General features: G+C 41.2%; 22 protein-coding genes. 14 read left to right on the top strand and 8 right to left on the bottom strand.

Annotated features, from left to right (window positions below):
• Window positions 1-305 precede the first annotated feature (305 nt).
• Both FTU62_RS04045 and FTU62_RS04040 read left to right on the top strand, forming a co-directional pair.
• Window positions 306-1,007 carry an MFS transporter gene (locus FTU62_RS04045; protein WP_180101979.1) on the top strand — a complete coding sequence of 234 codons (702 nt, stop codon included), beginning with the start codon at window positions 306-308 and terminating at the stop codon, window positions 1,005-1,007.
• 3 nt (window positions 1,008-1,010) lie between these two features.
• On the top strand, window positions 1,011-1,691 hold the full coding sequence (locus tag FTU62_RS04040; protein ID WP_078190209.1) for a hypothetical protein: 681 nt from the start codon (window positions 1,011-1,013) through the stop codon (window positions 1,689-1,691).
• A gap of 58 nt (window positions 1,692-1,749) precedes the next feature.
• Here the strand turns inward: FTU62_RS04040 and FTU62_RS04035 are convergent, their stop codons facing one another.
• Window positions 1,750-2,604 carry an SDR family oxidoreductase gene (locus FTU62_RS04035; protein ID WP_180101902.1) on the bottom strand — a complete coding sequence of 285 codons (855 nt, stop codon included), beginning with the start codon at window positions 2,602-2,604 and terminating at the stop codon, window positions 1,750-1,752.
• Between the two features lie 115 nt (window positions 2,605-2,719).
• Between FTU62_RS04035 and FTU62_RS04030 the strand changes: the two genes are divergently transcribed.
• The 5 genes from FTU62_RS04030 (at window position 2,720) to FTU62_RS04010 (ending at window position 6,305) form a co-directional block, all read left to right on the top strand.
• Entirely contained in the window at window positions 2,720-3,094 is a 375-nt protein-coding gene (locus tag FTU62_RS04030; protein ID WP_078191873.1) for a helix-turn-helix domain-containing protein, read from the top strand.
• 213 nt (window positions 3,095-3,307) lie between these two features.
• Entirely contained in the window at window positions 3,308-4,522 is a 1,215-nt protein-coding gene (cgtA, locus tag FTU62_RS04025; protein WP_078190204.1) for an Obg family GTPase CgtA, read from the top strand.
• Between the two features lie 40 nt (window positions 4,523-4,562).
• A complete protein-coding gene (gene proB, locus FTU62_RS04020; protein WP_078190202.1) occupies window positions 4,563-5,696 on the top strand; it encodes a glutamate 5-kinase in 1,134 nt (377 codons plus the stop codon).
• A 90-nt stretch (window positions 5,697-5,786) separates the two neighbouring features.
• Window positions 5,787-5,975, top strand: a complete 189-nt coding sequence (locus tag FTU62_RS04015; RefSeq protein WP_180101901.1) for a hypothetical protein — start codon at window positions 5,787-5,789, stop codon at window positions 5,973-5,975.
• Window positions 5,976-6,305 (top strand): GNAT family N-acetyltransferase, encoded by a 330-nt coding sequence (locus tag FTU62_RS04010; RefSeq protein ID WP_180101900.1) that lies wholly within the window; start codon window positions 5,976-5,978, stop codon window positions 6,303-6,305.
• Window positions 6,306-6,362: 57 nt separating this feature from the next.
• On the opposite strand, the gene arsH is transcribed toward FTU62_RS04010, so the two are convergent.
• From arsH to FTU62_RS03980, 6 genes are all read right to left on the bottom strand, one after another.
• On the bottom strand, window positions 6,363-7,067 hold the full coding sequence (gene arsH / locus FTU62_RS04005) for an arsenical resistance protein ArsH (protein WP_180101899.1): 705 nt from the start codon (window positions 7,065-7,067) through the stop codon (window positions 6,363-6,365).
• Between the two features lies 1 nt (window position 7,068).
• Complete coding sequence (gene arsB, locus FTU62_RS04000) at window positions 7,069-8,109, bottom strand: ACR3 family arsenite efflux transporter (RefSeq protein ID WP_180023443.1); 1,041 nt, start codon at window positions 8,107-8,109, stop codon at window positions 7,069-7,071.
• Entirely contained in the window at window positions 8,109-8,582 is a 474-nt protein-coding gene (locus tag FTU62_RS03995; RefSeq protein WP_180101898.1) for an arsenate reductase ArsC, read from the bottom strand. Before FTU62_RS03995 ends, arsB begins: the two co-directional genes overlap by 1 nt.
• Window positions 8,579-8,908, bottom strand: coding sequence for a metalloregulator ArsR/SmtB family transcription factor (locus FTU62_RS03990; protein ID WP_078191857.1), 330 nt, complete (start codon window positions 8,906-8,908; stop codon window positions 8,579-8,581). The genes FTU62_RS03995 and FTU62_RS03990 overlap by 4 nt, the downstream gene beginning before the upstream one ends.
• A gap of 113 nt (window positions 8,909-9,021) precedes the next feature.
• Window positions 9,022-11,217 carry a TonB-dependent receptor family protein gene (locus FTU62_RS03985; protein ID WP_373886322.1) on the bottom strand — a complete coding sequence of 732 codons (2,196 nt, stop codon included), beginning with the start codon at window positions 11,215-11,217 and terminating at the stop codon, window positions 9,022-9,024.
• A gap of 187 nt (window positions 11,218-11,404) precedes the next feature.
• Window positions 11,405-12,106, bottom strand: a complete 702-nt coding sequence (locus FTU62_RS03980) for an SIMPL domain-containing protein (protein WP_180101896.1) — start codon at window positions 12,104-12,106, stop codon at window positions 11,405-11,407.
• A 484-nt stretch (window positions 12,107-12,590) separates the two neighbouring features.
• Here FTU62_RS03980 and FTU62_RS03975 point away from each other — a divergent pair, with 484 nt between their 5' ends.
• Entirely contained in the window at window positions 12,591-13,964 is a 1,374-nt protein-coding gene (locus tag FTU62_RS03975) for a diaminobutyrate--2-oxoglutarate transaminase (RefSeq protein WP_180035339.1), read from the top strand.
• Window positions 13,965-13,966: 2 nt separating this feature from the next.
• Window positions 13,967-15,499 carry an aspartate aminotransferase family protein gene (locus tag FTU62_RS03970; RefSeq protein WP_180101895.1) on the top strand — a complete coding sequence of 511 codons (1,533 nt, stop codon included), beginning with the start codon at window positions 13,967-13,969 and terminating at the stop codon, window positions 15,497-15,499.
• A 358-nt stretch (window positions 15,500-15,857) separates the two neighbouring features.
• Here FTU62_RS03970 and FTU62_RS03965 read toward each other — a convergent pair whose 3' ends face one another.
• Entirely contained in the window at window positions 15,858-16,910 is a 1,053-nt protein-coding gene (locus FTU62_RS03965) for a Rieske 2Fe-2S domain-containing protein (protein WP_180101894.1), read from the bottom strand.
• Between the two features lie 410 nt (window positions 16,911-17,320).
• Between FTU62_RS03965 and FTU62_RS03960 the strand changes: the two genes are divergently transcribed.
• The 5 genes from FTU62_RS03960 (at window position 17,321) to sohB (ending at window position 23,306) form a co-directional block, all read left to right on the top strand.
• Window positions 17,321-18,349: a substrate-binding domain-containing protein gene (locus tag FTU62_RS03960; protein ID WP_111884206.1), complete on the top strand. Its 1,029-nt coding sequence runs from the start codon at window positions 17,321-17,323 to the stop codon at window positions 18,347-18,349.
• 100 nt (window positions 18,350-18,449) lie between these two features.
• The gene (gene pstC, locus FTU62_RS03955) at window positions 18,450-19,829 is read left to right on the top strand and encodes a phosphate ABC transporter permease subunit PstC (RefSeq protein ID WP_180101893.1); all 1,380 of its coding nucleotides are present in this window, start codon (window positions 18,450-18,452) and stop codon (window positions 19,827-19,829) included.
• Window positions 19,826-21,217: a phosphate ABC transporter permease PstA gene (pstA, locus tag FTU62_RS03950; protein WP_180101892.1), complete on the top strand. Its 1,392-nt coding sequence runs from the start codon at window positions 19,826-19,828 to the stop codon at window positions 21,215-21,217. Before pstC ends, pstA begins: the two co-directional genes overlap by 4 nt.
• A gap of 13 nt (window positions 21,218-21,230) precedes the next feature.
• Window positions 21,231-22,154 carry a phosphate ABC transporter ATP-binding protein PstB gene (gene pstB, locus FTU62_RS03945; RefSeq protein ID WP_078191849.1) on the top strand — a complete coding sequence of 308 codons (924 nt, stop codon included), beginning with the start codon at window positions 21,231-21,233 and terminating at the stop codon, window positions 22,152-22,154.
• Window positions 22,155-22,343: 189 nt separating this feature from the next.
• A complete protein-coding gene (sohB, locus tag FTU62_RS03940; protein WP_180101891.1) occupies window positions 22,344-23,306 on the top strand; it encodes a protease SohB in 963 nt (320 codons plus the stop codon).
• The last annotated feature ends 48 nt before the right edge of the window (window positions 23,307-23,354 follow it).

Here is a 23,354-nt window from a genome sequence, read left to right as displayed (position 1 = left end):
GTTCATGCTGTAAAAAAAGGGCCTCATTTGAGGCTCTTTTTTTATCTAAAGAGTATGGGTTAAAAACTTAAGGCATAGATGACGAATGGATTGATCAAAAGCATCAAAAGTTCTTGTTTTTTCTGCCACTGTTAGATGAGTGTGAGTCATTTATAATGAAAAGCTGACTAAAATATTCAAGTTTTAAGTTAATGAAATTATTAAAGAATTAAATACAAAAAATTGCAAACTGGTTTGTATAATGTGTTCAAAATGAGACTGTAAAAAATAAAAAGCAAAAGGAATTTAGTTTGCAAGCAAAGCACATGCTCAGTGGATTGGCATTTATTGTGTTTGCTGCGCTCTGTGGTGTACTTATCGCCATTTGGGTGTTTAAGCACTTTAATATTTATATCCCGCTAGAAAATCAGAACGTCAATATTGACCTGCAAGAGCCGTTACAAGCCGAAGTCAAAATTCATGATGCCTTGGATGTGGACGTGACAGGGAGGGTGAATGCTGAAATTCCGATACATGAAAATTTAAATATTCCCTTAACTCAAACGCTGACGCCACGGGTGTATTTTGATAATCAAGTCCCGATTAAGACCACGATTCCAGTGCGTGAAATTTTGAAAGTGAATCAAAACCTTCCTGTGAATACCAAAGTGAAAGTTAAAGTCATGGGGCAGGATGTGACTTTGCCACTCAAAGGTGATATCCCGATACAATTGGATATTCCAGTAAATATGAATGTGCCTTTGGAGCAAAAAGTACATTTAAAATTTGATGCGCCAGTCAAAACCGTGCTGAAAGAAAACCTACATATTCCACTGAATGCAAATTTAAAAACCAATATTCCTATTGAAGGTAATTTAAATGTTCCAATTAAAACAGCATTAAAAGCGACAGTGGATGTGCAAAATACGTTGCTGGTTCAAATTAAAAAGGGTGAATTGGTAATTCCATTAAAAACAATGCGACTCAACAGAGAGCATGCCAAAACTGAAGCGAAAGCTCAGGAGTAAGCCATGTGGATATTTCAATCGGCGAAGCGCATCATTTTGAGTTTTATCGCAGTTGCGTTATTGGTTGCGGTACTATTTTGGTTGTATTTAAATATTTATGCGTCGATGCAAGTACGTGCAAAAAATGCTGATATTCAATTGTCGCATTCACTACCCACCAAAATTTCCGTTGGTAATTATTTGCAAACGCAGTCTATTGGGACTCTGGATACGCAGATTGCTTTAGATCGGAAGCTGCAACTACCCTTAAAGGGAAAATATCTGGCAGATTTGCAGTTTAGTGTAGAGGTTCCGATCTCAGTGGATATTGATTATTCCACCAATATTCAAATTAACCAGACGATGCCGCTTGAGGCGACCACAGATTTGGTGATTAAAAATAAACTCGTGCCGAAATTTCCCTTAAAAATGGACATTCCTGTCAAGTTAGATGTGCCTTTTCATTTGAAAAGAACCTATAACATTCCTATTCGAATTAATTTTAATGGTCCTGTGTATTTTGAGTTTAATGAAAAAGTCGATTTGCATGTGGTACATCAGTTTGCACCACAGCTAAAACTCAATGACCCGATGACCATGCGAAAAATCGCAACCTTTAATGCCACGATGTACAACGCAGAGCGTAATACCAAGGCAAATTTAGATATGAATATGGATTTGCCGATAAAAAATGTACATCCATAAGTTAGATTTAACTCAAAAAAAAGCCCGAATCAATTCGGGCTTTTTTGTTGGTTTGATCTTATTTTAAAGCAGCTTCAACAGCACTGCGTAGAGTAGTGGTTGGGTGACCGAGTAACTGTTCCAAGTCCTTACGATCACTTTGCATTGCACCGTCAATGCTGTTGATATCAGCATCGACGATCACATCTACAAGACCAGCAGGTAAGCCAGCTTGTAATAGGCCTTGTGTGTAGTCTTCTGCAGTTAAATTTTGATAGTGAACATTTTGACCTGAAACTTGCTGTAGGGTTTCAGCAAGCTGTGCCAAGGTGAAACTGTCTGAGCTTGCAAGTTCATAGGTTTTATTCTCATGACCAGAGCTTGTAAGTACTTTTGCAGCTGCTTCAGCATAGTCAGCACGGGTCGCTGCATTAATTTTCCCATCCTTTGCTGCACCAAATAAGGTACCTGTTTCAACCACATGCCCTGCAGCAGCAAGATAGTTCTCGACATACCAGTTATTTCGTAAGAAGGTATAGGTTAAACCACTAGCTTGAATCAAACTTTCTGTTTCACGATGTTCTTGAGATAAACCCAATGGTGACGTATCTGCACGTAACAGGCTGGTATAAGCAAGATATGGAACTTTCGCTTCTACTGCAGCATCAATTACGGCTTTGTGTTGTGGAGTACGACGACCAATTTCATTGGCAGAAATAAGTAATAATTTATCGACACCTTGTAGTGCAGGAACCAGTGTGTCTGGTTGATCATAGTCAAAATGACGAAGCTCGATGCCTTGAGCTTGTAGGGACGTTGCTTTTTCTGGTGAGCGAACTAAAGCGATGATGTTTTCGGCCGCGGTTTCTTTCAATAAGAATTGGAGGACCAATTGGCCTAGTTGACCTGTTGCACCTGTAATTGCGATTTTCATATTTAAACCCTCTGATTGTTGAATAAATGATCTTGATAGTTGAATCTTAATCTGTTAACTTACTAAATGTAAGTACGTACCAAAAAGTAAGTTAGTGACTTTGAGGAAAGATTTAATGAACACATACGCTACAAGTAAGTTATTAGGTCAAGTTTTATCCACGGACTGTCCTTCTCGAGAAATATTGGAACATCTCACCAATAAATGGTCAGTATTAGTTTTGCGTTGTTTGACTGAAGGGGTACACCGTTTTAGTGAACTTAAGCAGCGGATCGAAGGGGTGAGCGAAAAGATGCTGGCTCAAACGCTGAAAATGCTCGAGCAAGATGGTTTTATCTTACGGACAGTCTATCCAGTCGTGCCACCCAAAGTTGAATATCAACTGACTTTAATGGGCTCACAGGCTGCAGAAAAGTTAATGCATCTGATTGGTTGGGTTGAACGAACCTTGCCTGAAATTATTGAAGCTAAGGAAAATGCACGTAAATAGCTTTCGGAAATGGGGAGTGAAATTCGTTTGCCAGTTATCAAAGGTATTTTGATGATGAGCTAAAGATTTTCGAGTGAGGTGCGGATTTTCCTAAAAATTTGCATCAGTACCAAGATAAATGAAATTTATAGTATTGCTGAATAATATTGTTCGAGAAATTCTTTAAAATATGGCAGAATAAGCGGTTTTAAAGTTTTTAGAGGATTGGCAAACATGCGCTTTGTTGATGAAGCAGTCATTACCGTAGAGGCTGGCGACGGTGGCAATGGCGTAGCCAGTTTTCGCCGTGAAAAATTCGTACCATTTGGTGGTCCAGATGGTGGTGATGGTGGTCGTGGCGGTAACGTATACGTTCAAGCCGACAACGACACAAGTACCCTAGTAGATTATCGTTATACACGTAAATTCCGTGCAGAACGTGCTAAAAATGGTCGTGGAGCGAACTGCTCAGGCCGTGGCGGTGAAGATACCGTATTGCTCGTTCCAGTGGGCACAACAATTGTAGATACAGAATCTGGCGATATCATCGGCGACTTAGTGGCTGACGGTCAGCGTGTGTTAGTGGCAGCAGGTGGTGAAGGTGGTTTGGGTAATACTCACTTCAAATCTTCAACCAACCGTTCTCCACGTAAATGTACACACGGCTCAAAAGGCGAATATCGTGAAATTCGTCTTGAATTAAAAGTACTCGCAGACGTTGGTTTGTTGGGTATGCCAAATGCGGGTAAATCAACCTTTATCCGTGCAGTTTCAGCAGCAAAACCAAAAGTTGCAGATTATCCATTTACCACAATGGTGCCAAACCTAGGTGTGGTTGATGCCGATAGTCACCGTTCATTTGTAATGGCGGATATTCCGGGTCTAATCGAAGGGGCTGCAGAAGGTGCAGGTCTAGGTATTCGATTCCTGAAACACTTGGCGCGTACACGTATTTTATTGCACATCGTAGATGTTCAACCAATTGATGGTTCTGACCCTGCGTACAATGCAAAAGCAATTTTGGAAGAGTTGAAAAAATTCTCCCCAACACTTTCAAAATTACCTGTTGTATTGGTACTCAATAAAGTAGACCAATTGGCGGCTGAAACGCGTGATGAATGGTGTGATCACATTCTCGAAGAGTTGCAGTGGAAAGGCCCTGTATTCAAAACTTCAGGTTTAACGTTTGAAGGTACTAAAGACGTTGTGTACTACCTGATGGATCAAATTGAAGAACAACGCGAACGCGAAACTGAAGATCCTGAATATGCTGCAGAAGTTAAAGCGTTCCGTGATCAGCTTGAAGCTGAAACACGTGAGCAAACGCTTGCTGCGAAAGAAGCATATCGTGAAATGCGTCGTCAACAACGTCTGGCAGGTCAAGGTGAAGACTTTGATGATGAATTTGAAGACGGTGATGATGAGGCAGAATCGTACTACGTACGTTAATTGCTGAATAAGTGTCAAAGCAAACAAGTCTGAGGACAAGATGATAGAAGTGGTAGATGGGCAACGTCAGCTCAAGGGTTGTAAACGTATCGTTGTTAAAATCGGATCATCACTACTCACAGCAAACGGAAAAGGGTTAGATCTGGATGCAATCTCGCATTGGGCGGGACAAATTGCAGAACTACACAATGCAGGACACGAGATCATTCTTGTGTCTTCCGGTGCTGTGGCTGAAGGGATGGTTCGTATGAATTTGGACAACCGACCCACAGATCTACCCAGTCTACAGGCTTGTGCTGCCATTGGTCAGATGGGCTTAATTCATACTTGGTCTAGCGTATTAGAACAACGTTCGATACGCACAGCGCAAGTGTTGTTAACGCATGATGACTTGGCAGACCGTCGTCGCTATTTAAACTCATGTGATGCCTTGCAACACTTGATCGACTGGCGTGTCATTCCAGTCATCAATGAGAATGACACTGTTTCGACAGATGAAATTCGCTTTGGTGATAACGATACTTTAGCTGCGATGGTGGCTGGACAGGTACATGCAGACCTCTTGGTGATTCTAACTGACCAAGAAGGTATGTTCGACTCTGACCCTCGTTCCAATCCAGACGCAAAACTGTTTCATACAGTACGTGCAATGGATGAATCATTATTCGATATGGCTGGTGGCGGCGGTAAATTCGGTCGTGGCGGTATGTTGACCAAAGTTCGTGCGGCACGTTTGGCAGCCAAGTCTGGTTGTCCAACAGTCATTGCGAGCGGTGATAGCGATAATGTGCTTTCACGTGTGATGGCAGGTGAATTACTCGGTACCTTATTCATTACGGACAATGATCGTGTGACAGCCCATCAACAATGGTTAGCTGCACATTTACAAACAGCTGGACGTTTGGTGATTGATGATGGTGCTGTAAAGGCAATACGTGATAATCACCGCAGTTTATTACCTGTAGGCGTGAAAGCAGTTGAAGGGCATTTTGAACGTGGTGATGTGGTGGAATGTGTCGATACACAAGGTCATCGTGTTGCCGTAGGTCGTGTAAACTTCAGTTCACGCTCGGCAGAAATCGTCAAAGGTTTGGCCTCAGATAAAGTTCATCAAGTTTTAGGGGAAGCCCGATCACTTGAAATGATCCATCGCAATCATATGTCGATTTACTAAATTGAAAATCAAAATCCTGCTTCCGAGCGGGATTTTTTATGGCATGCCATTTGAATATAACGATAAAAATAGAAATAAGAGGAAAAGAAGATGAGCGAAATTCAATATTTAAACATTCAAGATCTAAAAGATGAGCAGGCTCAACTGTGTGAATTATTGGCACAATGTGTGCAAGATAAAGCATCACTGAGTTTTTTTGCTGAAAAATCTAAGTTGCCCTATGATGAATATTGGTCTGCTGTGGCAAAGGATATTCAAAAGCATAAAACCTTTTTGTAGGTGGCGCTGCAAAGCGTTGAAATTGTGGGCACAGTACAATTGGTTCGTGCCACCAAAGCCAATGCGCTGCATCGTACTGAGATTGAAAAACTTATGGTGCATCCAAAGGCACGTCAGCAAGGCATTGCTCGTCAACTATTAACACTAGCAGAAAATAAAGCAAAACACTTGAACTTGAAATTAATTGTATTTGATACGCGTACAGGCGATGTCTCTGAAAAGCTGTATGAAAAATTTAACTTTATAAAAGCTGGGATCATTCCGCAATTTGCATTGAGCCATACAGGTACAATAGATTCAACGACATTATTTTATAAATTATTAGTTTAAGTTGAAACGGATGGATATTTTAGACCAAAACTCCTGCACAGATGCAGGAGTTTTTCATTAAAGGTTCTTTTGATTAACTCGTTTAGAGAGTTCTTCCGCACTTTCAACTCGTTCAGAATAGCGATCTGTGAGGTAGGCAGATTGACCACGTGTGAGTAGGGTAAATTTATATAATTCCTCCATCACATCGACAATGCGAGTGTAATAGGAGGAAGGTTTCATGCGATCATTTTCATCAAACTCTAAAAATGCTTTTGCAACGGAAGATTGATTTGGAATCGTGATCATCCGCATCCAACGCCCAAGGATGCGCATTTGGTTAACAGCATTAAAAGATTGCGAACCACCACTGACTTGCATTAACGCCAGCGTTTTACCTTGAGTAGCACGAATGGCACCTGCAGCTAAAGGAATCCAATCAATTTGTGCTTTCAATATAGAGCTCATCGCACCATGTCGTTCTGGCGAACACCAAACCATGCCTTCAGACCATGCAAGTAATTCATGTAATTCCTGAACTTTAGGATGGGATGTTTCAGCATCTTCAGGCAGAGGAAGACCTTTAGGATGAAAGATTTTGACTTCTGCACCAAAATGTTCAAGGACTCGACCCGCCTCCAATACCGTTAAACGGCTAAATGAGCGTTCACGGTTAGAGCCATATAGCAGCAGAATGCGTGTCGGATGTTCAAGTGCTTTTGCTTGAACATGTTCAAAACTCGGTGTTTCAAGTAAATCTAGTTGAATATTGGGGAGCTTCATTTTAGTTCTCTTTATACCATTTGCGTTTTAACCATAGCGATACACTCACTAATGCAATCAGCACAGGGACTTCAACCAATGGGCCAATAATCGTGGTAAATGCAATCGGAGATGCAATGCCAAAGGTGGCGATGGCAACAGCGAGGGCAAGTTCAAAATTATTACCTGCTGCGGTAAAGGATATCGCAGTGGTTTTGGCGTAGTTATTGCCCATCCATTTGCTCATCAAAAAGCTAATGAAAAACATCACCACAAAGTAGATTGTGAGGGGAATGGCAATACGCAGTACATCCATCGGAAGGCTCACGACATCTGCACCTTTGAGGCTAAACATCACCACAATGGTAAAGAGTAATGCGATTAAACTGATGGGGCTGATTTTGGGTATAAATTGATTTTTATACCAATCCAGACCTTTTTGTTTTACCAATATGGCACGCGTCAGGAAACCGAGCAGGAAGGGAATACCTAGATACACCAATACTGCATGTGTGATGGTCCAAAAGCTGACTTGGATCACTTGTGCTTCGATACCAAAATATGGCGGTAAAAAACTCAAAAAGAACCATGCGTAGGTACTAAAAAATGCAATTTGGAAAATACTGTTAAATGCCACTAAAGCCGTAACGTATTGGTTGTCCCCACAAGCGAGATCATTCCAAACCAGAACCATTGCAATACAACGTGCTAAACCAATCAGAATCAAACCGGTCATGTATTCAGGGTAGTGTTGTAAAAACACGATAGCCAAAATAAACATCAGGCAAGGCGCAATTAACCAATTTTGAACCAGTGATAGGTATAAGGTACGTTTATCTTTAAACACTTCAGGCAGCGCTTTGTAATCCACTTTAGCCAAAGGCGGATACATCATGAGGATTAAACCAATGGCAATCGCAATATTGACATCACCGATATTGAGTTGATTTAAAGCTCTTGAAGTACTTGGAACATACACGCCAATCGCAATGCCTAGCCCCATTGCGATAAAAATCCATAGCGTTAAATTGCGGTCTAGAAATGACAGTTTTGCAGCAGCCATTATTGGATCTCTGAAATATTTTGGATTTCTTGGTTGAGTTCTTCGCGACTTAATTGCGTAAAATCGAGCGCAAATAAAGCATCTAAACGGCGGTTAATATGCGCCACGGTATCAAGAAAAGCTGCAAGTTTTACGTCATCTGCAAGCTCTAAATGGGAAGGGTCTTCTAAACCCCAGTGTGCTTGGATGGCAGAGCCTAAGTAAATTGGGCAAGCCTCTTGAGCTGCAGAACCACAGACAGTAATTACCACATCGGGTTGGTATTGTTCACATGCTGTGATGGTTTTACTCGACAAGCCCTCAGTCGGTAGATTGAGGTTATGTAGGGTTTTTAAGGTAAATGGGTGGACTTGTCCTGAAGGTTTACTGCCTGCGCTATAAGCACGGAAACCTTCAGGGGCACGCTGGTTAAAAAGTACTTCGGATAAAATGCTGCGGCAGCTATTGCCAGTACATAGAAATAAAAAATTCATAGCGTTTCACACAATGTGGTAGTGCCTTTCGGGGAGTTTAAATCGAGGTCTTTAAATCGTTCTTGGTGACGCATGACATCGAGTATTTGTGTACACCAGGTAGGCAGTGCAGGGTGAATGGAGTAATAGACCCATTGACCTTTACGTTGATCACTCAGCACACCTGATGAACGCAGTAATGCCAAATGACGCGAAATTTTAGGTTGGCTCAATTCAAGGGACTCAGTGAGTTCGCAGACGCAGAGTTCACCTTTACAAGCCAACAGCATGATGATGTTCAGACGAGTCTCATCTGCAAGTAATTTGAAAAATTCAGTCTGTTCCATGTTTATCTGCATATATGGATTTACATATATCTTTACATATGAATATATGGATGTCCATATGTATTGTTCAATAAAAATCCCACACGCGGTGGGATTTTGATATTTAGACCAGCTTAAAAGTCGAATGAAGTTTGTAAGAAGAAGGTACGTGGCTGACCAATATATTTACCACCGGTTGCATCTGATGAACGGGTGAAATACTGTTTATCAAATACATTCTTGATGCCAGCGGCAACTTTAACTCCTTGTAACGAACCGCCAAAGTCATAGCCTGTACGTACAGCGAAAGTTGAATAGCCTGGAATATCGCCCAGTTTACCATTTGCCGTTTCTTCAGTTTGGTAGATGCCTGAATCTTGGTTACCTGGGTCCCGTTGTTTAGATTGAGCATACATGTCGGCATTGATTGACCAAGCATCGTATTTATAGCCTAAGCCAAAGTTTGCGACATTTTGTGAATAGAATGGCAAGTCCTTACCTTTGAAATTACCTGCTTCAGCAACCGCCTTGGTATAGGTGTAATTACCATAGGCTTTCAAGCCTTCGAGGGTGTCAGCTAAATGTCCAAAGTCATAACTGAAACCGGTTTCAATCCCTTTATGACTTGTAGCACCGAGGTCAGTCCAAATGCCATTGTTTGCAGCATCACGTTCTAAAATCAGTTCTTTGTCAAAATCAAGATAAAACGCAGTCAATTCAGCACTCAAACCATTGCCTAAATATTTGGTACCAATTTCATAGTTATTAGACTTTTCAGGATGTAAGCCATCTAGGGTTGTGACTGCTGTAGTACCTTGCGTTGTTGCTAATTGGTTATATTGCTGTGGACCAAAAGATACACCGGCATTAGCAAAGAAATTCCAATGGTCTGTTGCTTTATATAGGACAGCTAAACTTGGTAAAAATTCGTCTGATTGGATCGAGGGATGAACAGTATTTTGTAATACGCCATTTTTATAGGCACTAAAACTGTTTTGCGTATCAATCGATTCAAAACGAACGCCGGGTGTAATATTCCATTTACCCAATTCTATACGGTTATCGATATAAGCTGCGTGTGCTTTGGTGCCACCCGCACTGCGGGTACGTGCTATAAACTGACCGGGTTCAGCATCTGCAGCGTATTCAGTACGGCCTGCGAACTCGGTGCTTTCTTCATCCATATAACGGTAGCCTACAGTCACTTCATTCAGCGTGCTACCTAAGCTATAGCTACGTGAATAACGTGGCTCAATGGCAAAGACTTTATAATCACGCGGTGAGGTATCTAAGCGATGATTACCATTGGTTAATGTGGATTCAAGGTTGCTGGTACGGAATGAATCGATGTAATAACTTAAAAGTTCAAAGTTATTCGTGTCATCTTTATGTGTATAACGTAAGGATACATCTGAACGACGGCCAGTGAAAAAGTCACGATAATGCGACGTTTGATATGGATTTACTTCGAATTCAGCAGTGCTTAAACCTTCAGGCATTTCACCTGTACCATCGTAGTGATGGAAATTTAATGCAATTTTATCCTGATCTGTTATGTCATAAGCGGTTTTTAACATGACATCATCAATGTCATTTTTATTGTTTGCCTCGCGATAACCGTTGCCTTTAGTACCTGAATAAAGCAAGGCAAGACCTAAACCATTATCTAATGTTCCACCAACAAACAGACTAGGACTTAATTTTACCTGATCTGTACCAGTTGCATATTCAGAGTTTAATGCCACTGTACCTTTAAAGTCTTCAGGAATGCTACGTGTGGCAAAGTTGATAATACCGCCGACATTTTGCGGCCCAAAACGAACAGAACCTGCACCACGGACTACATCAACAGATTCTATATTTCCTAAAGAGACAGGCGCCATCGAAAGCTGTGGTTGACCATACGGTGCAAAAGACATCGGTATGCCATCGATCAACACAGTTGAACGTGGAGAAAGACGAGAGGTTAAGCCACGAACGCCAATATTTAATGAAACATCGCTACCGCCAGTACCATTATTTTCTTGAACCTGAACACCGGGAACTTGGCGTAACGCATCTTTTAGAGATGTTGCTGCGCTTTCATTTAAGCGTTTACGATCAATAATGGTTCGTGCACCGGCATGCTTTTGAACCTTTTTTTCATTGGCGTTTTCCAGCCAGTTACCTTGAGTTTCAATGGTGATGGTCGGTAAAACATCTGCTTGTGCGGTCTCTGTATTTTCAGCAGCAGAAGCCATAGTGGCAACCATGCTTATACCTACAGCAATACTCAGCGGTAATAACGGGAAATTTTGAAGCTTTGGAGATTTTTTGCTTGAACTATATATAAAAGTGTGAGCAATGGAGAGAGCGCGCGTATCATAATCTTGCGTGCGATAAATTTAAATAAGGATGATTATCATTTAAAACTATGAATATGATTAAGCTAATAGACTTTTTAATTTAAATAAAGAATAGGTGTAATTTATAGTCAAAAAAACCGCGCTAAAGCACGGTTTCTTAAAATGAATTTAATTATTTGAACTGGATAGAGCCATTTGCACTGACCGTGATTTTAGATTCACCACCTGCCATTTCTTGTTCAGGAATAGCATCGGCACTTGCAGCTTTCATCATCGCCATACGTGGAACTGGCTGACCACCATAATTGCTGGTATTTAAATTAATATTAACTAAGTTGTAGCCTGATTTATTCCATGCCTGAGCGAGCGCTTGGGCACGTTGTTGAAAGTTTTTGGATGCTTCAACCATCAGTTCATTTTCAACTTTTTTACGCTGTGCATCTGACACACTAAAGCTGATGGATTGAGTTTGGAAATTTTGTTGTAACTCGCTCACCAATTGGCTAGCTGCTTTAAAGTCTGTACTTTCTAAACGTACTTCGGCACGACCACGCCATTCTTTCAATTTACGACTGTCATTGTCATAAATCGGGTAGGTGCTTTGAGATCCCGTTTCGATTTTTACCGCAGGGTATTTACGGGCTGTGTTCACCGCTTGGGTCATCAATTGGTTGATTTGGGTAGCAAGTTCAGCCGGCTGTTTATTTGATTTTTCAATATATAAAACGGCATACATTTGGTCGTTCGACACTTGGCGAGTAGCATCCGCCTGAATATTCACGATATTGTAATTGAGTGGGTCAGCTGCTTGAGTTGCTGCTGCCAAACCTAGACTGGATGCTAATAAAACAGTAGATAAGATAATTTTACGCATTGTTATGACCTATTCTTCTTTCAGAATGACTAATTTAGCTTATGCTGTTATCTTAAAAGGTGATTATGATGGATTAAAGGAAAATCTGTGGTGGGATTGTAAATCTTTCAAGAAAAATAAATGTAGTGCTTGATGAATATTTATTTAAATAATAAGTACTTAGTTGTTTTAATAATTGAAGATTACAATAATCATTCATAAGTTGTAAAAAAGCATAAAATAAAAAGGTTTTCTTTGTTTTGTCACACTGTAAGATGATAATTCAAGATATCCATGGAATAGATCTGTTTTTTCTCTAAATTATCTTTTTATTTGATCATAAAAGTGATTTATTTTCTTGAAAAAGTCTGTATCATCCGCCTCCTAGTTAGCCCATACTTAAAGAGCTTTTAAAGCTAACTAGAAACTCATAAAGCACCGAGTCAAAGGACCGCAAGTCACCCGACTTATTTCTTTCAACCCATATCAGAGATGGTAATTCGATATGAGCGTTTCTTCTGTAAACCCTGCCACTAATTCTACTAACGAATACTATTTGACTCGCCAAAGCCAGATGGAATCCAATGTTCGTAGCTATCCGCGTAAACTTCCACTTGCGATAGCAAAAGCTTTAGGTTGTTGGGTTACTGATGTTGAAGGTACAGAGTACCTCGATTGTTTAGCTGGGGCAGGAACATTGGCATTAGGCCATAATCATCCTGCGGTAATTCAAAGTATCCAAGACACACTTGCAAGTGGCCTCCCATTGCATACTTTGGATTTAACAACGCCTTTAAAAGATGCTTTTACTGAAGCACTACTTGAGCAATTACCTGGTGGTAAAGAAGAGTATTGTCTACAGTTCTGTGGTCCGTCTGGTGCAGATGGTACAGAAGCAGCAATTAAGTTAGCAAAAACATACACTGGTCGTAGTTCAGTAATCAGCTTCTCAGGTGGCTACCATGGTATGACTCACGGTTCTTTAGCAATGACAGGTAACTTGTCTGCTAAAAATGCTGTGAACGGCTTAATGCCGGGTGTTCAATTTATGCCGTATCCGCATGAATACCGTTGCCCATTAGGCATAGGTGGTGAAGCGGGTGTAGACGCATTAACGTATTATTTCGAAAACTTCATTGAAGACGTAGAAAGCGGTGTAACGAAACCTGCAGCTGTAATCTTGGAAGCAATCCAAGGCGAAGGCGGTGTAGTGACTGCACCTGTAAAATGGTTAAAGAAAATCCGCGAAGTGACTGAAAAGCACAACATCGTGTTGATTCTTGATGAAGTACAAGCGGGCTTTGCACGTTCAGGTAAAATGTTTGCCTTTGAACATGCAGGTATTGAGCCAGACGTCATTGTAATGTCTAAAGCGGTAGGTGGTAGCTTACCACTTGCAGTATTGGGCATTAAACGTAAGTTTGACGCATGGCAACCAGCGGGTCACACGGGTACATTCCGTGGCAACCAATTGGCGATGGGTACGGGTCTTGCAACTATCAAAACCATCAAAGAACAAAACTTGGCTCAAAACGCACAAGAGCGTGGCGACTTCTTACAAGCTGAAATTAAAAAATTAGCGGTAGAATTCCCATGTATCGGTAACGTACGTGGCCGTGGTTTGATGATTGGTGTTGAAATTGTTGATGAACGTCAAAAAGCAGATCACATGGGTTCTTTACCAGGTGATTCTCAATTGGCAGCAGCAATTCAAGCAGCATGTTTCAACAACAAATTGTTGTTAGAGAAAGGTGGTCGTAACGGTACAGTCATTCGTTTACTTTGCCCATTGATCATCAATCAAGCTGAATGTGAAGAAGTGATCGTTCGCTTCAAGAAAGCACTTGCTGAAGCACTTGTTGCAACTCGAGGTGCGTAATAATGGTTGATTTTGCAGAACATCGTAAAGCGTTATTCTGCAATGATGCACAATCCATTGCTGACTACCAGTCAGCAATGGGCGAAGCGGTAAAAGCCGTTTCTGCATGGTTGCAAAATGACAAAATGTACACCGGCGGTAGTATTAAAGAGCTTCGTAGTGCAATTGCATTCAATCCTTCTAAAGAAGGTATGGGTGTACAAAAATCACTAGACCGTATGGTTGAGCTGTTCTTAAACAAAAGCTTAAAAGTACATCACCCACATTCTTTAGCGCATTTGCATTGCCCAACAATGGTAACAAGCCAAATCGCTGAAGTGCTCATTAACGCGACAAACCAATCTATGGACTCATGGGATCAAAGCCCTGCCGGTTCATTGATGGAAGTTCAGTTAATTGACTGGCTTCGCCAAAAAGTTGGTTATGGTGCAGGTCAAGCAGGTGTATTCACCTCTGGCGGTACACAGTCTAACTTGATGGGCGTGTTGCTTGCGCGTGATGCATGCATCGCGAAAAACTGGAAAGACGAAAACGGCAATCCGTGGTCTGTTCAGCGTGATGGCGTACCATCTGATGCTATGCGTAACGTCAAAGTGATCTGTTCTGAAAATGCGCACTTCTCTGTGCAAAAGAACATGGCGATGATGGGCATGGGCTTCCAATCTGTCGTGACTGTTCCTGTAGATGCTAACGCACGCATGGATATGGATGCGCTTGAGAAAACCATTGCTCACCTTCAAGCTGAAGGCAAAATCGTGGCATGTGTAGTTGCAACTGCGGGTACAACCGATGCAGGCGCAATTGACCCATTGAAAGAAGTTCGTGAAATCACCAACAAATATGGCGCGTGGATGCATATCGATGCAGCATGGGGCGGTGCACTGATTCTTTCAAATGACTATCGTTCAATGTTAGACGGTATTGAACTGTCTGACTCGGTAACGCTTGATTTCCATAAGCATTACTTCCAAACGATTTCATGTGGCGCATTCTTGCTTAAAGATGAAGCGAACTATCGCTTTATGCATTATGAAGCTGAGTACTTAAACTCTGCTTATGATGAAGAGCATGGCGTACCTAACCTAGTATCTAAGTCATTACAAACAACTCGCCGTTTTGACGCGTTGAAATTGTGGATGACGGTTGAAGCACTAGGTGAAGAGCTTTATGGTTCAATGATCGATCACGGTGTTGCTTTAACCCGTGATGTTGCAGCATATATTGATGCAACTGATGGTCTAGAAATGTTGGTTGATCCTCAATTTGCATCTGTGTTGTTCCGTGTAATTCCTGAAGGTTATCCAGCAGAATTGTTAGATACATTGAACCAAAACGTAGCAGACGAATTGTTTGCACGTGGTGAAGCGAATATTGGTGTTACTAAAGTAGGTCAGGTTCAATCTTTGAAAATGACGACTTTAAGCCCAGTAGCGACTTTAGACAACGTGAAGAATTTGCTTGCTCTGGTGCTTGCAGAAGCTGACCGTATCAAAGGCCCAATCGCTGACGGTACATATACACCTGCAATTGACTAATTGTCATTTTGTAATTGTAGAAGAAGGGGCTCGTAAGAGCTCCTTTTTTTTTAAAAATGAAAAGGCGCTTAATTTATTGCATGGCCGCAATTTTTCATTGAGTGATGATAGTTTACTGCGTAGGCAGATTGTTACTTTGAGGGATCAAAGTAACTAAAATCCTTCTCAGGCAAAAGGTACATCCATGTGACCTTTACCTTACAGCGACATCCCTGTCGCCAGTCGCGATAGTCATTGATGTTTATCATTTGATGAATGAGATACCACAATATTTATAACCAATATAAGGCTTGTAAAGGAGTTTCCCTCTCCTTGTAGGAGAGGGTTAGGGTGAGGTGAATGCAATACGATATTGATGTTATGCTGCAAACAATGGACTAAAACCTTTCTTACGCAGCAGTTTGCGGTACATACTCGAACTACGGTCAGCTGGGAAATGTGCTTCAATGCTTAAATCTAAAGGCAAATATTCAGGCTTTTGCGATTCCGACACGAGACGGTCTTCCTCAAATATTTTCAGGTTAAAGTCGTAAGCATCTTCTACAGGCAGGTCTTTGTCATAATTACGGCAGATAGGCGCAAATAGTCGGGTAGAACGAGCAGTCATGGGGGATGCCGCATTCATAATCACTTGCTTGCTGGCGTTTGGAAAATGAATCGTTAAGGTTGCAGTAAAAGGCAGATGAATTTCAAAATGGCGAAGCCATTGAAATCCATCTTGTCCTCGTTGTTCTAATCCAATTGGGTGGCGCCCAACACTACTCCAATAGTCTGCATGGAAGCCTGTTTCTGTCTCAAATGTTTTATAGTCAGGTACTTCTACATTTTCAGGTTCGCCAAAAGTCTCTGGATGTACCCAAGCAAAATGCGCGACATCAATAAAGCCTTCAAGCTGCCGGCCTGCAAAACATTGAAAATCGACCGTTGGGCACACCAATTGCTGAAACTCGGCTTCATCCCAATATGGCATGGCAGGGATATTTGGTGCAGTACCTTTAGGCGCACTAAGTGAGCACCATATCAGTCCATAACGCACAACAGCGGCATAAGTACGCAAGTTAAAGCGAGGTGAAATTTTGTGCTCAGGATGTGCAGGGATGCGATTACAATGACCATGTTCACCAAAGCGTAAGCCATGATATCGGCAGACCACGCCTTGACCATCATTCTTGCCTAAACTGAGAGGCATGCCGCGGTGAGGGCACGCATCTTTAGCTACAATCAGTTCATCTCCCATTTTATAAATGACGAGCGGCATATCTAAAAGCATGGTGCCATAAGGCTGTTCTGTAATGTCTCGAGCGAGTGCAATCGGATACCAATATTCTGCAAGTAAGTGCCAGTCATGTTCATCAAAAGTCATATGCACAGGCAAGTCTGGATTAAATGTCGCATTGGCTTTACTGGTCATTTTAGGCTTTTTTTTTATGTAAACTTGCATATTGAGCGGACTAAAAATGTAATGAAATTTCAATTATTGGAATATGAGGAAATAAAAAATAGAACATGCAAATGTGTATCATTCAGAAAAAGAGGAGAATTTGAAAAAAGAAAATAAGACAAAATATGACAGTGATATGAATTCTTACGAATATCAAAGTAGAAATATATAAGACCAATACTTTGATAAATTTCATTACGTATTGAAAAATAAAGAATTATATTTAAATCAATGTGCAATCATCAATTATCATAAAAGCGTCATAAAGATGTAACCTAACTGTCATACTCTAAAATCAAAATGCAGATATCGAAAAAGTACAAGACTTTAAAAACAAAAGTGGCGTACTCCAATAAATGCATCAATTAAGAGAGATGAGAATGCGCTTAAATCATATCGCACTTGCTATGGTACTCACTACTGGGGCAACAGTCGCTACAACTGCAAATGCAGCTCGTGACACGATCCAAATTGCTGGTTCTTCAACTGTACTGCCTTATGCAAGTATTGTTGCAGAAGAGTTTGGTAATACATTCCCACAATTTAAAGCACCTGTCGTAGGTTCAGGCGGTACTTCAGGTGGTTTGAAACAATTTTGTAATGGTGTAGGCGATAACACAATTGACGTTGCAAATGCATCTCGTAAAATTAAAGGTACTGAATTGGCTGCATGTAAAAAAGCAGGCGTTAACCAAATCTTAGAAATTAAAGTTGGATATGACGGTATCGTATTTGCTTCAAATGCGAAAAAAGCGGCATTCAAACTTCGCCCACAGCACGTATTTGCTGCACTTGCTGCTGAATTACCATCAAAAGGTAAATTGGTTCCAAACCCATACACACGTTGGAATCAAATCGACCCAACTTTACCAAACGAAGCAATCACTTTAGTTATTCCTGCATCAAATCACGGTACTCGTGAAGTATTCCAAGAGAAAATGGTAGATGCTGGCTGTGAAACTTACCAAGCATTTGCGAAGCTAGATAAAGATGCAAAGAAAAAGGCATGTTCTACATTCCGTAAAGATGGCCGTGTAATTGAAATTGCTGGTGACTATACAGAGACATTGGCACGCTTAAAAACTTCACCTAACGCTGTAGGTGTATTCGGTTTAGGTTTCTATGATCAAAACCGTGACAAATTACGTGTAGCGACAGTAAACAATGTTGCGCCATCTGAGAAAACAATTCTGAATGGTTCTTACCCTGTATCACGTCCATTGTTCTTCTACGTGAAAGGTGAGCATCTTAAATCAATCAAAGGCTTGAAAGAATTTACAGAATTCTTTGTAAGCAAAAAAGTATCTGGTAAAGGTTCTAAGCTTGAAAAAGCAGGTCTGATTTCAATGTCTGACAAAGAACGTGCTGCGGTACTTGCAAACTTTAAAGCTGGTAAAGCAGTTAAATAAAAGTATGGAATTAGCCAATGGCAGGGTCGACCTGCCATTGGTTTTTTTGCAAAGAAACAGTTTTTTCAAGAAGGGCTTTTGAAAAAACAGTGGAGATTACATGAATCTGCTACTTATTGGTGTGTTGCTCGCAATTATTGCAATCGCTTATCAAGTTGGACTGACCAAAAGTTGCAAACTTGCAGGTAAAGGCAATAACTCAGCAATGTTGCATTCACGACCGGGCTATTATGGTGTTTTGGTCGCTTTATGGTGTGGGATTCCCGCTTTTTTAATCTTGATTGTTTGGAACTTGGTTGAACCGAGTATTTTTCAACACGTTATTTTAAATAATGTCCCAGAAAATATTCGTTTAGATTTAGATCCTGCAAGCACAAGCGTAATGGTTGACCGCGTCCAAGCGATTGCTTCTGGTTTTGGAGTAAGTGATACGCCAGCTGCATATGAACTTGCAGCAGCAGAACAGTTACAGAAAATTGAAAACATCGGCTCATATGCAAAATTGGCCGTTGTGATTTGTGCGGCATTGATTGGTTTAGTTATGGCTAAACGCCGCATCGCAGAAAAATATCGTGCACGTAACCAAGTCGAAAAAGTTATTAATATCGCATTGGCACTATGTTCCGGTGTGGCAATCCTGACAACAGTTGGCATTGTGATGTCGATGTTCAGTGAAGCCATGCGTTTCTTTAGTTTTGTCAGTCCACTCGATTTCTTCTTGGGCACTGAATGGAACCCAGGTTTTAGTACATCAGGGAATGCCGAAGGTAGTTATGGTTTGCTGCCACTCCTTTGGGGCACACTCATGGTTAGTGGTATTGCACTACTGGTTGCTGTTCCGGTTGGTCTGATGATTGCGATTTATTTGGCTGAATATGCAAAGCCAAGTTTCCGTGCTTGGGCAAAACCTGCCATAGAAGTTCTCGCAGGTATTCCAACCATCGTTTACGGTGTATTTGCCTTAATGATTATTGGACCCTTTGCAAAACAGCTTGGCGCATATATTGGACTCGATATTAATGCAACCAGTGCTCTAACAGCAGGCTTTGTGATGGGGATTATGATTATCCCATTCGTTTCATCATTATCTGATGACATCATTACTCAAGTTCCTCGCGCGCTTCGTGACGGTTCACTCGGTTTGGGTGCAACAAAATCAGAAACTATTCGCCAAGTAGTGATACCTGCAGCTTTGCCGGGCATTATCGGTGCATTCTTATTGGCAGCATCTCGTGCAATTGGTGAAACCATGATTGTGGTACTTGCAGCAGGGAACAGTCCTTTACTACACATTAATCCGCTCGAAGCAGTGTCTACAGTCACCATTACCATCGTAAACCAATTAACAGGTGATACAGACTTTGCGAGTCCTCAAGCATTGGTTGCTTTTGCACTCGGTTTAACACTGTTTGTGATTACCTTAGGGCTGAATATTGTTGCACTGTACATTGTGCGTAAATACCGTGAGCAATACGAATGAGTACGACGAATACATCAAACATGGATCAAAAATTTGATTCACATGCAGCCGCTGAGCTTCGTGAAAAACGTAAGAAAATCATTGAAAACTCTTTGGCGAAAAGACATCGTAAAGAAAAGACCTTCCGTGTCTTGGGCTTTAGTGCAGTAGTGACTGGTTTATTTTTCGTCGTGCTATTGTTTGGCAGTATTTTAGCCAAAGGCTTACCAGCATTCTGGCAAAGCTCGATGACGGTTCCTGTGTTTTTTGATCCAAGTATCGTCAATGTAGGAGCAAAACCGGTTCAAAAAGAAGGTGAATCTCCTGCACAGTTCCAAGAGCGTTTTATTGCTTGGCAAACTGAAATGGGCATGGTGGATTGGGATGCGCTGATCGTAAATGGGATCATTGCAAAAGATCCAGCGATTGCCTCTCAACGTGATGATCTCAACAGTTTATATACCAGTTCAGAAGCTTATCGCTTACGTGATATGGTTATGGCAGATCCGTCATTGATCGGTCAAAAACAAGATTTTAAAATCCTTGCAGATGCTAATGTCGATGTCTGGTTAGCAGGTAATATTGACCGTAGTTTGCCTGATGAACAGCAACAATTGAGCCCAGAAGTACGCCAACTCGCAGATAAACTCAAAGCTGACGGTGTGATTACTAACTCATTTAATACTGAAATATTTAAAAATCCAGATTCTCGTAGCTCACCTGCAACTTCAGGTTTAGCAGGGGCATTTATGGGTTCACTCTTCATGATGCTGATCGTGATCATTATTTCGATTCCAATCGGTGTAGCATCCGCAATTTACTTAGAAGAATTTGCACCTAAAAACTGGATTACCGATGTTGTCGAAGTCAATATTAACAACCTAGCAGCGGTTCCTTCAATTGTCTTTGGTTTACTTGGTGCTGCAATCTTTATTGGCTGGATGCACATGCCACTTTCGGCACCTGTGGTTGGTGGTTTGGTCTTAAGTTTAATGACTTTGCCAACGGTCATTATTACCACACGTGCTTCACTCAAAGCTGTACCGCCATCGATCCGTCAAGCCGCTTTAGGTTTGGGTGCATCACGTTTACAAACTGTATTTCACCATGTCTTGCCATTGGCATTACCAGGTATCTTAACTGGTGCCATCATTGGTGTTGCGCAAGCGCTAGGTGAAACTGCTCCATTATTATTGATTGGTATGAGTGCCTTTGTGGCAAGTGTACCAGTCACTCCTTTAGATCAATCCACTGCATTACCTGTACAAATTTTCCTTTGGCAAGGTAACGAACTACGTAACTTCTTTGAAGGACGTACCGCAGCAGCAATCATTGTACTTCTTGCTCTCATGATCGGCTTAAACAGTTTAGCCATCTGGTTACGTAAGAAATTTGAAGTACGCTGGTAATTGAGGGCATTATATGAATAGCGTCATTACAACTGAAAAGAATTCCTTATATCAGGATAAGTCCGTGAATCCAGAACAAACACAATTTACCTCTGCTCAGGGCAGCCAAAAACAAACCAATACTGCGTTTGTGTCACAATTCGATACGCAATCTAGCGCGAAAAAAGATGCGAAATCGAGCAATGTGAAAATCAGTACCAATGATGTGCATGTGTACTATGGCGAATCTGAAGCGATCAAAGGCATTGATCTGAACATTTATGAAAATGAAGTGATCGCCTTTATTGGACCGTCTGGTTGTGGTAAGTCAACTTTCCTGCGTACGCTCAACCGTATGAATGACACGATTGATTCTTGTCGTGTGACAGGACAAGTGCTCATGGATAATCAAGACATCTATGATCCAAATCTTGATGTTGTATTACTGCGTGCCCAAGTAGGTATGGTTTTCCAAAAGCCGAACCCATTTCCAAAGTCAATCTTTGATAATGTCGCTTATGGTCCAAAACTTCATGGTTTGGCACGTGATAAATATGACATGGAAGAAATAGTTGAAAATAGCCTACGTAAAGCAGGGCTTTGGGATGAAGTGAAAGATCGTTTGAACCAACCGGGTACGGGGCTTTCAGGTGGTCAGCAGCAACGTCTATGTATTGCGCGAACCATTGCAGTCAGTCCTGAAGTAATTTTGATGGATGAACCTTGTTCAGCACTCGATCCGATTGCAACTGCAAAAGTAGAAGAACTCATCACTGAACTTTCAGCGCAATATACCATTGCGATTGTGACGCACTCGATGCAACAAGCGGCGCGTGTATCTGACCGTACAGCTTACTTCCATCTTGGTGATTTAATTGAAGTAAATGCGACTGAAAAGGTGTTTACTCAACCGGATCATCAATTGACTGAAGCGTATATTACCGGGCGTTTTGGCTAATCTAGTCTGTCTAAAAAAGAGCCGAAAGGCTCTTTTTTTATGAAGTCAATAATTAGGTCAAAAAGTCTTGATAAAAATAAAATGCTCAATTTGGCTCAATGAGAATTATTTTCAAAAAATAGATTGAATTTTTGTGATGCAACCCACATGTTATACAACATAAATATGAATTAAATGAGTTTCAATTTTATGCTATTTCATAATCCCAAGTTGCCTGCGGAAATTCGTGTAAGCCATTTAAATGCACGTATTAATGAACAACGAAAAAAAATTGCGCAAACCACTGCATCTAAACTTGAGCTGCTGCAACTAAGCCAACAATTATCAAAAGAAGCGCGCGCACGTAAAAAGAATAACCAAAAAATTTATGTGATCGATTTTAATGGTGATACCGCTGCATCGGCGGTGACAAGCCTTCGTGAAGAAATTACCCTAATCTTAGCGACAGCAAAAGCTGGGCGCGACCGCGTAGTTTTACGTTTAGAAAGTCCAGGCGGGATGGTGCATGGCTATGGTCTGGCTGCAGCACAATTGGTACGTTTACGTGATGCTGGATTTAACTTAACCATTTGTGTGGACAAAGTTGCTGCAAGCGGTGGCTATATGATGGCCTGCATTGCAAATGAAATTGTTTCAGCACCATTTGCCGTAGTAGGTTCGATTGGCGTGGTTGCACAAGTGCCAAACTTTAACCGTTTATTGAAAGAAAAACATATCGATTTTGAACTGTATACAGCAGGTCAGTTCAAACGTACCGTCACTATGTTTGGTGAAAATACGGCTGAAGGTAAAGCTAAATTTGAAGAAGAGTTACAGCAAACGCATAACTTGTTTAAACACTTTGTTGAAAAATACCGTCCTCAGCTCAATGTCGATAAAGTTGCAACAGGTGAGCATTGGTATGGGCAAGATGCCATTGATCTTAATCTAGTCGACAAACTGCAAACGTCAGATGAATATCTGTTAAGTCTCATGCCACAACATGATGTATATATGATTGAAACCCGCAAAAAGCCAACACTTAGTGAGAAGTTGGGCTTACAAGCAGCACAAATTGCGGACTCATTGGTTCCTGCAGTCATGTCTAAAGTGATGGAGTCATTGAGTAAAGCCAATTCGAGTCTTGTGCAGTTGCGTGATCCAAAGCTTTAATTCTTTAAGTTTAAAAGCCAATCCAAAGATTGGCTTTTAATGGTTGGG

The organism is Acinetobacter sp. YH12126 (assembly GCF_013418745.1).
In the GTDB taxonomy this organism is placed as follows: domain Bacteria; phylum Pseudomonadota; class Gammaproteobacteria; order Pseudomonadales; family Moraxellaceae; genus Acinetobacter; species Acinetobacter amyesii.
The sequence above is the reverse complement of the archived record's forward strand: the minus strand, read 5'-3'. Positions and strand labels throughout refer to the sequence as shown.

Excerpts from the sequence above, each read along its gene's own strand:
- FTU62_RS04040 (WP_078190209.1), top strand. The coding sequence starts at position 1,011 with ATGTGGATATTTCAATCGGCGAAGCGCATCATTTTGAGTTTTATCGCA.
- FTU62_RS04045 (WP_180101979.1), top strand. The coding sequence starts at position 306 with ATGCTCAGTGGATTGGCATTTATTGTGTTTGCTGCGCTCTGTGGTGTA.
- FTU62_RS03995 (WP_180101898.1), bottom strand. The coding sequence starts at position 8,582 with ATGAATTTTTTATTTCTATGTACTGGCAATAGCTGCCGCAGCATTTTA.
- proB (WP_078190202.1), top strand. The coding sequence starts at position 4,563 with ATGATAGAAGTGGTAGATGGGCAACGTCAGCTCAAGGGTTGTAAACGT.
- arsB (WP_180023443.1), bottom strand. The coding sequence starts at position 8,109 with ATGGCTGCTGCAAAACTGTCATTTCTAGACCGCAATTTAACGCTATGG.
- sohB (WP_180101891.1), top strand. The coding sequence starts at position 22,344 with ATGCTATTTCATAATCCCAAGTTGCCTGCGGAAATTCGTGTAAGCCAT.
- cgtA (WP_078190204.1), top strand. The coding sequence starts at position 3,308 with ATGCGCTTTGTTGATGAAGCAGTCATTACCGTAGAGGCTGGCGACGGT.
- FTU62_RS04015 (WP_180101901.1), top strand. The coding sequence starts at position 5,787 with ATGAGCGAAATTCAATATTTAAACATTCAAGATCTAAAAGATGAGCAG.
- FTU62_RS03990 (WP_078191857.1), bottom strand. The coding sequence starts at position 8,908 with ATGGAACAGACTGAATTTTTCAAATTACTTGCAGATGAGACTCGTCTG.
- FTU62_RS04030 (WP_078191873.1), top strand. The coding sequence starts at position 2,720 with ATGAACACATACGCTACAAGTAAGTTATTAGGTCAAGTTTTATCCACG.
- FTU62_RS03970 (WP_180101895.1), top strand. The coding sequence starts at position 13,967 with ATGGTTGATTTTGCAGAACATCGTAAAGCGTTATTCTGCAATGATGCA.
- FTU62_RS03965 (WP_180101894.1), bottom strand. The coding sequence starts at position 16,910 with ATGACCAGTAAAGCCAATGCGACATTTAATCCAGACTTGCCTGTGCAT.
- FTU62_RS03980 (WP_180101896.1), bottom strand. The coding sequence starts at position 12,106 with ATGCGTAAAATTATCTTATCTACTGTTTTATTAGCATCCAGTCTAGGT.
- FTU62_RS04035 (WP_180101902.1), bottom strand. The coding sequence starts at position 2,604 with ATGAAAATCGCAATTACAGGTGCAACAGGTCAACTAGGCCAATTGGTC.
- FTU62_RS03960 (WP_111884206.1), top strand. The coding sequence starts at position 17,321 with ATGCGCTTAAATCATATCGCACTTGCTATGGTACTCACTACTGGGGCA.
- FTU62_RS03975 (WP_180035339.1), top strand. The coding sequence starts at position 12,591 with ATGAGCGTTTCTTCTGTAAACCCTGCCACTAATTCTACTAACGAATAC.
- pstB (WP_078191849.1), top strand. The coding sequence starts at position 21,231 with ATGAATAGCGTCATTACAACTGAAAAGAATTCCTTATATCAGGATAAG.
- pstA (WP_180101892.1), top strand. The coding sequence starts at position 19,826 with ATGAGTACGACGAATACATCAAACATGGATCAAAAATTTGATTCACAT.
- pstC (WP_180101893.1), top strand. The coding sequence starts at position 18,450 with ATGAATCTGCTACTTATTGGTGTGTTGCTCGCAATTATTGCAATCGCT.
- arsH (WP_180101899.1), bottom strand. The coding sequence starts at position 7,067 with ATGAAGCTCCCCAATATTCAACTAGATTTACTTGAAACACCGAGTTTT.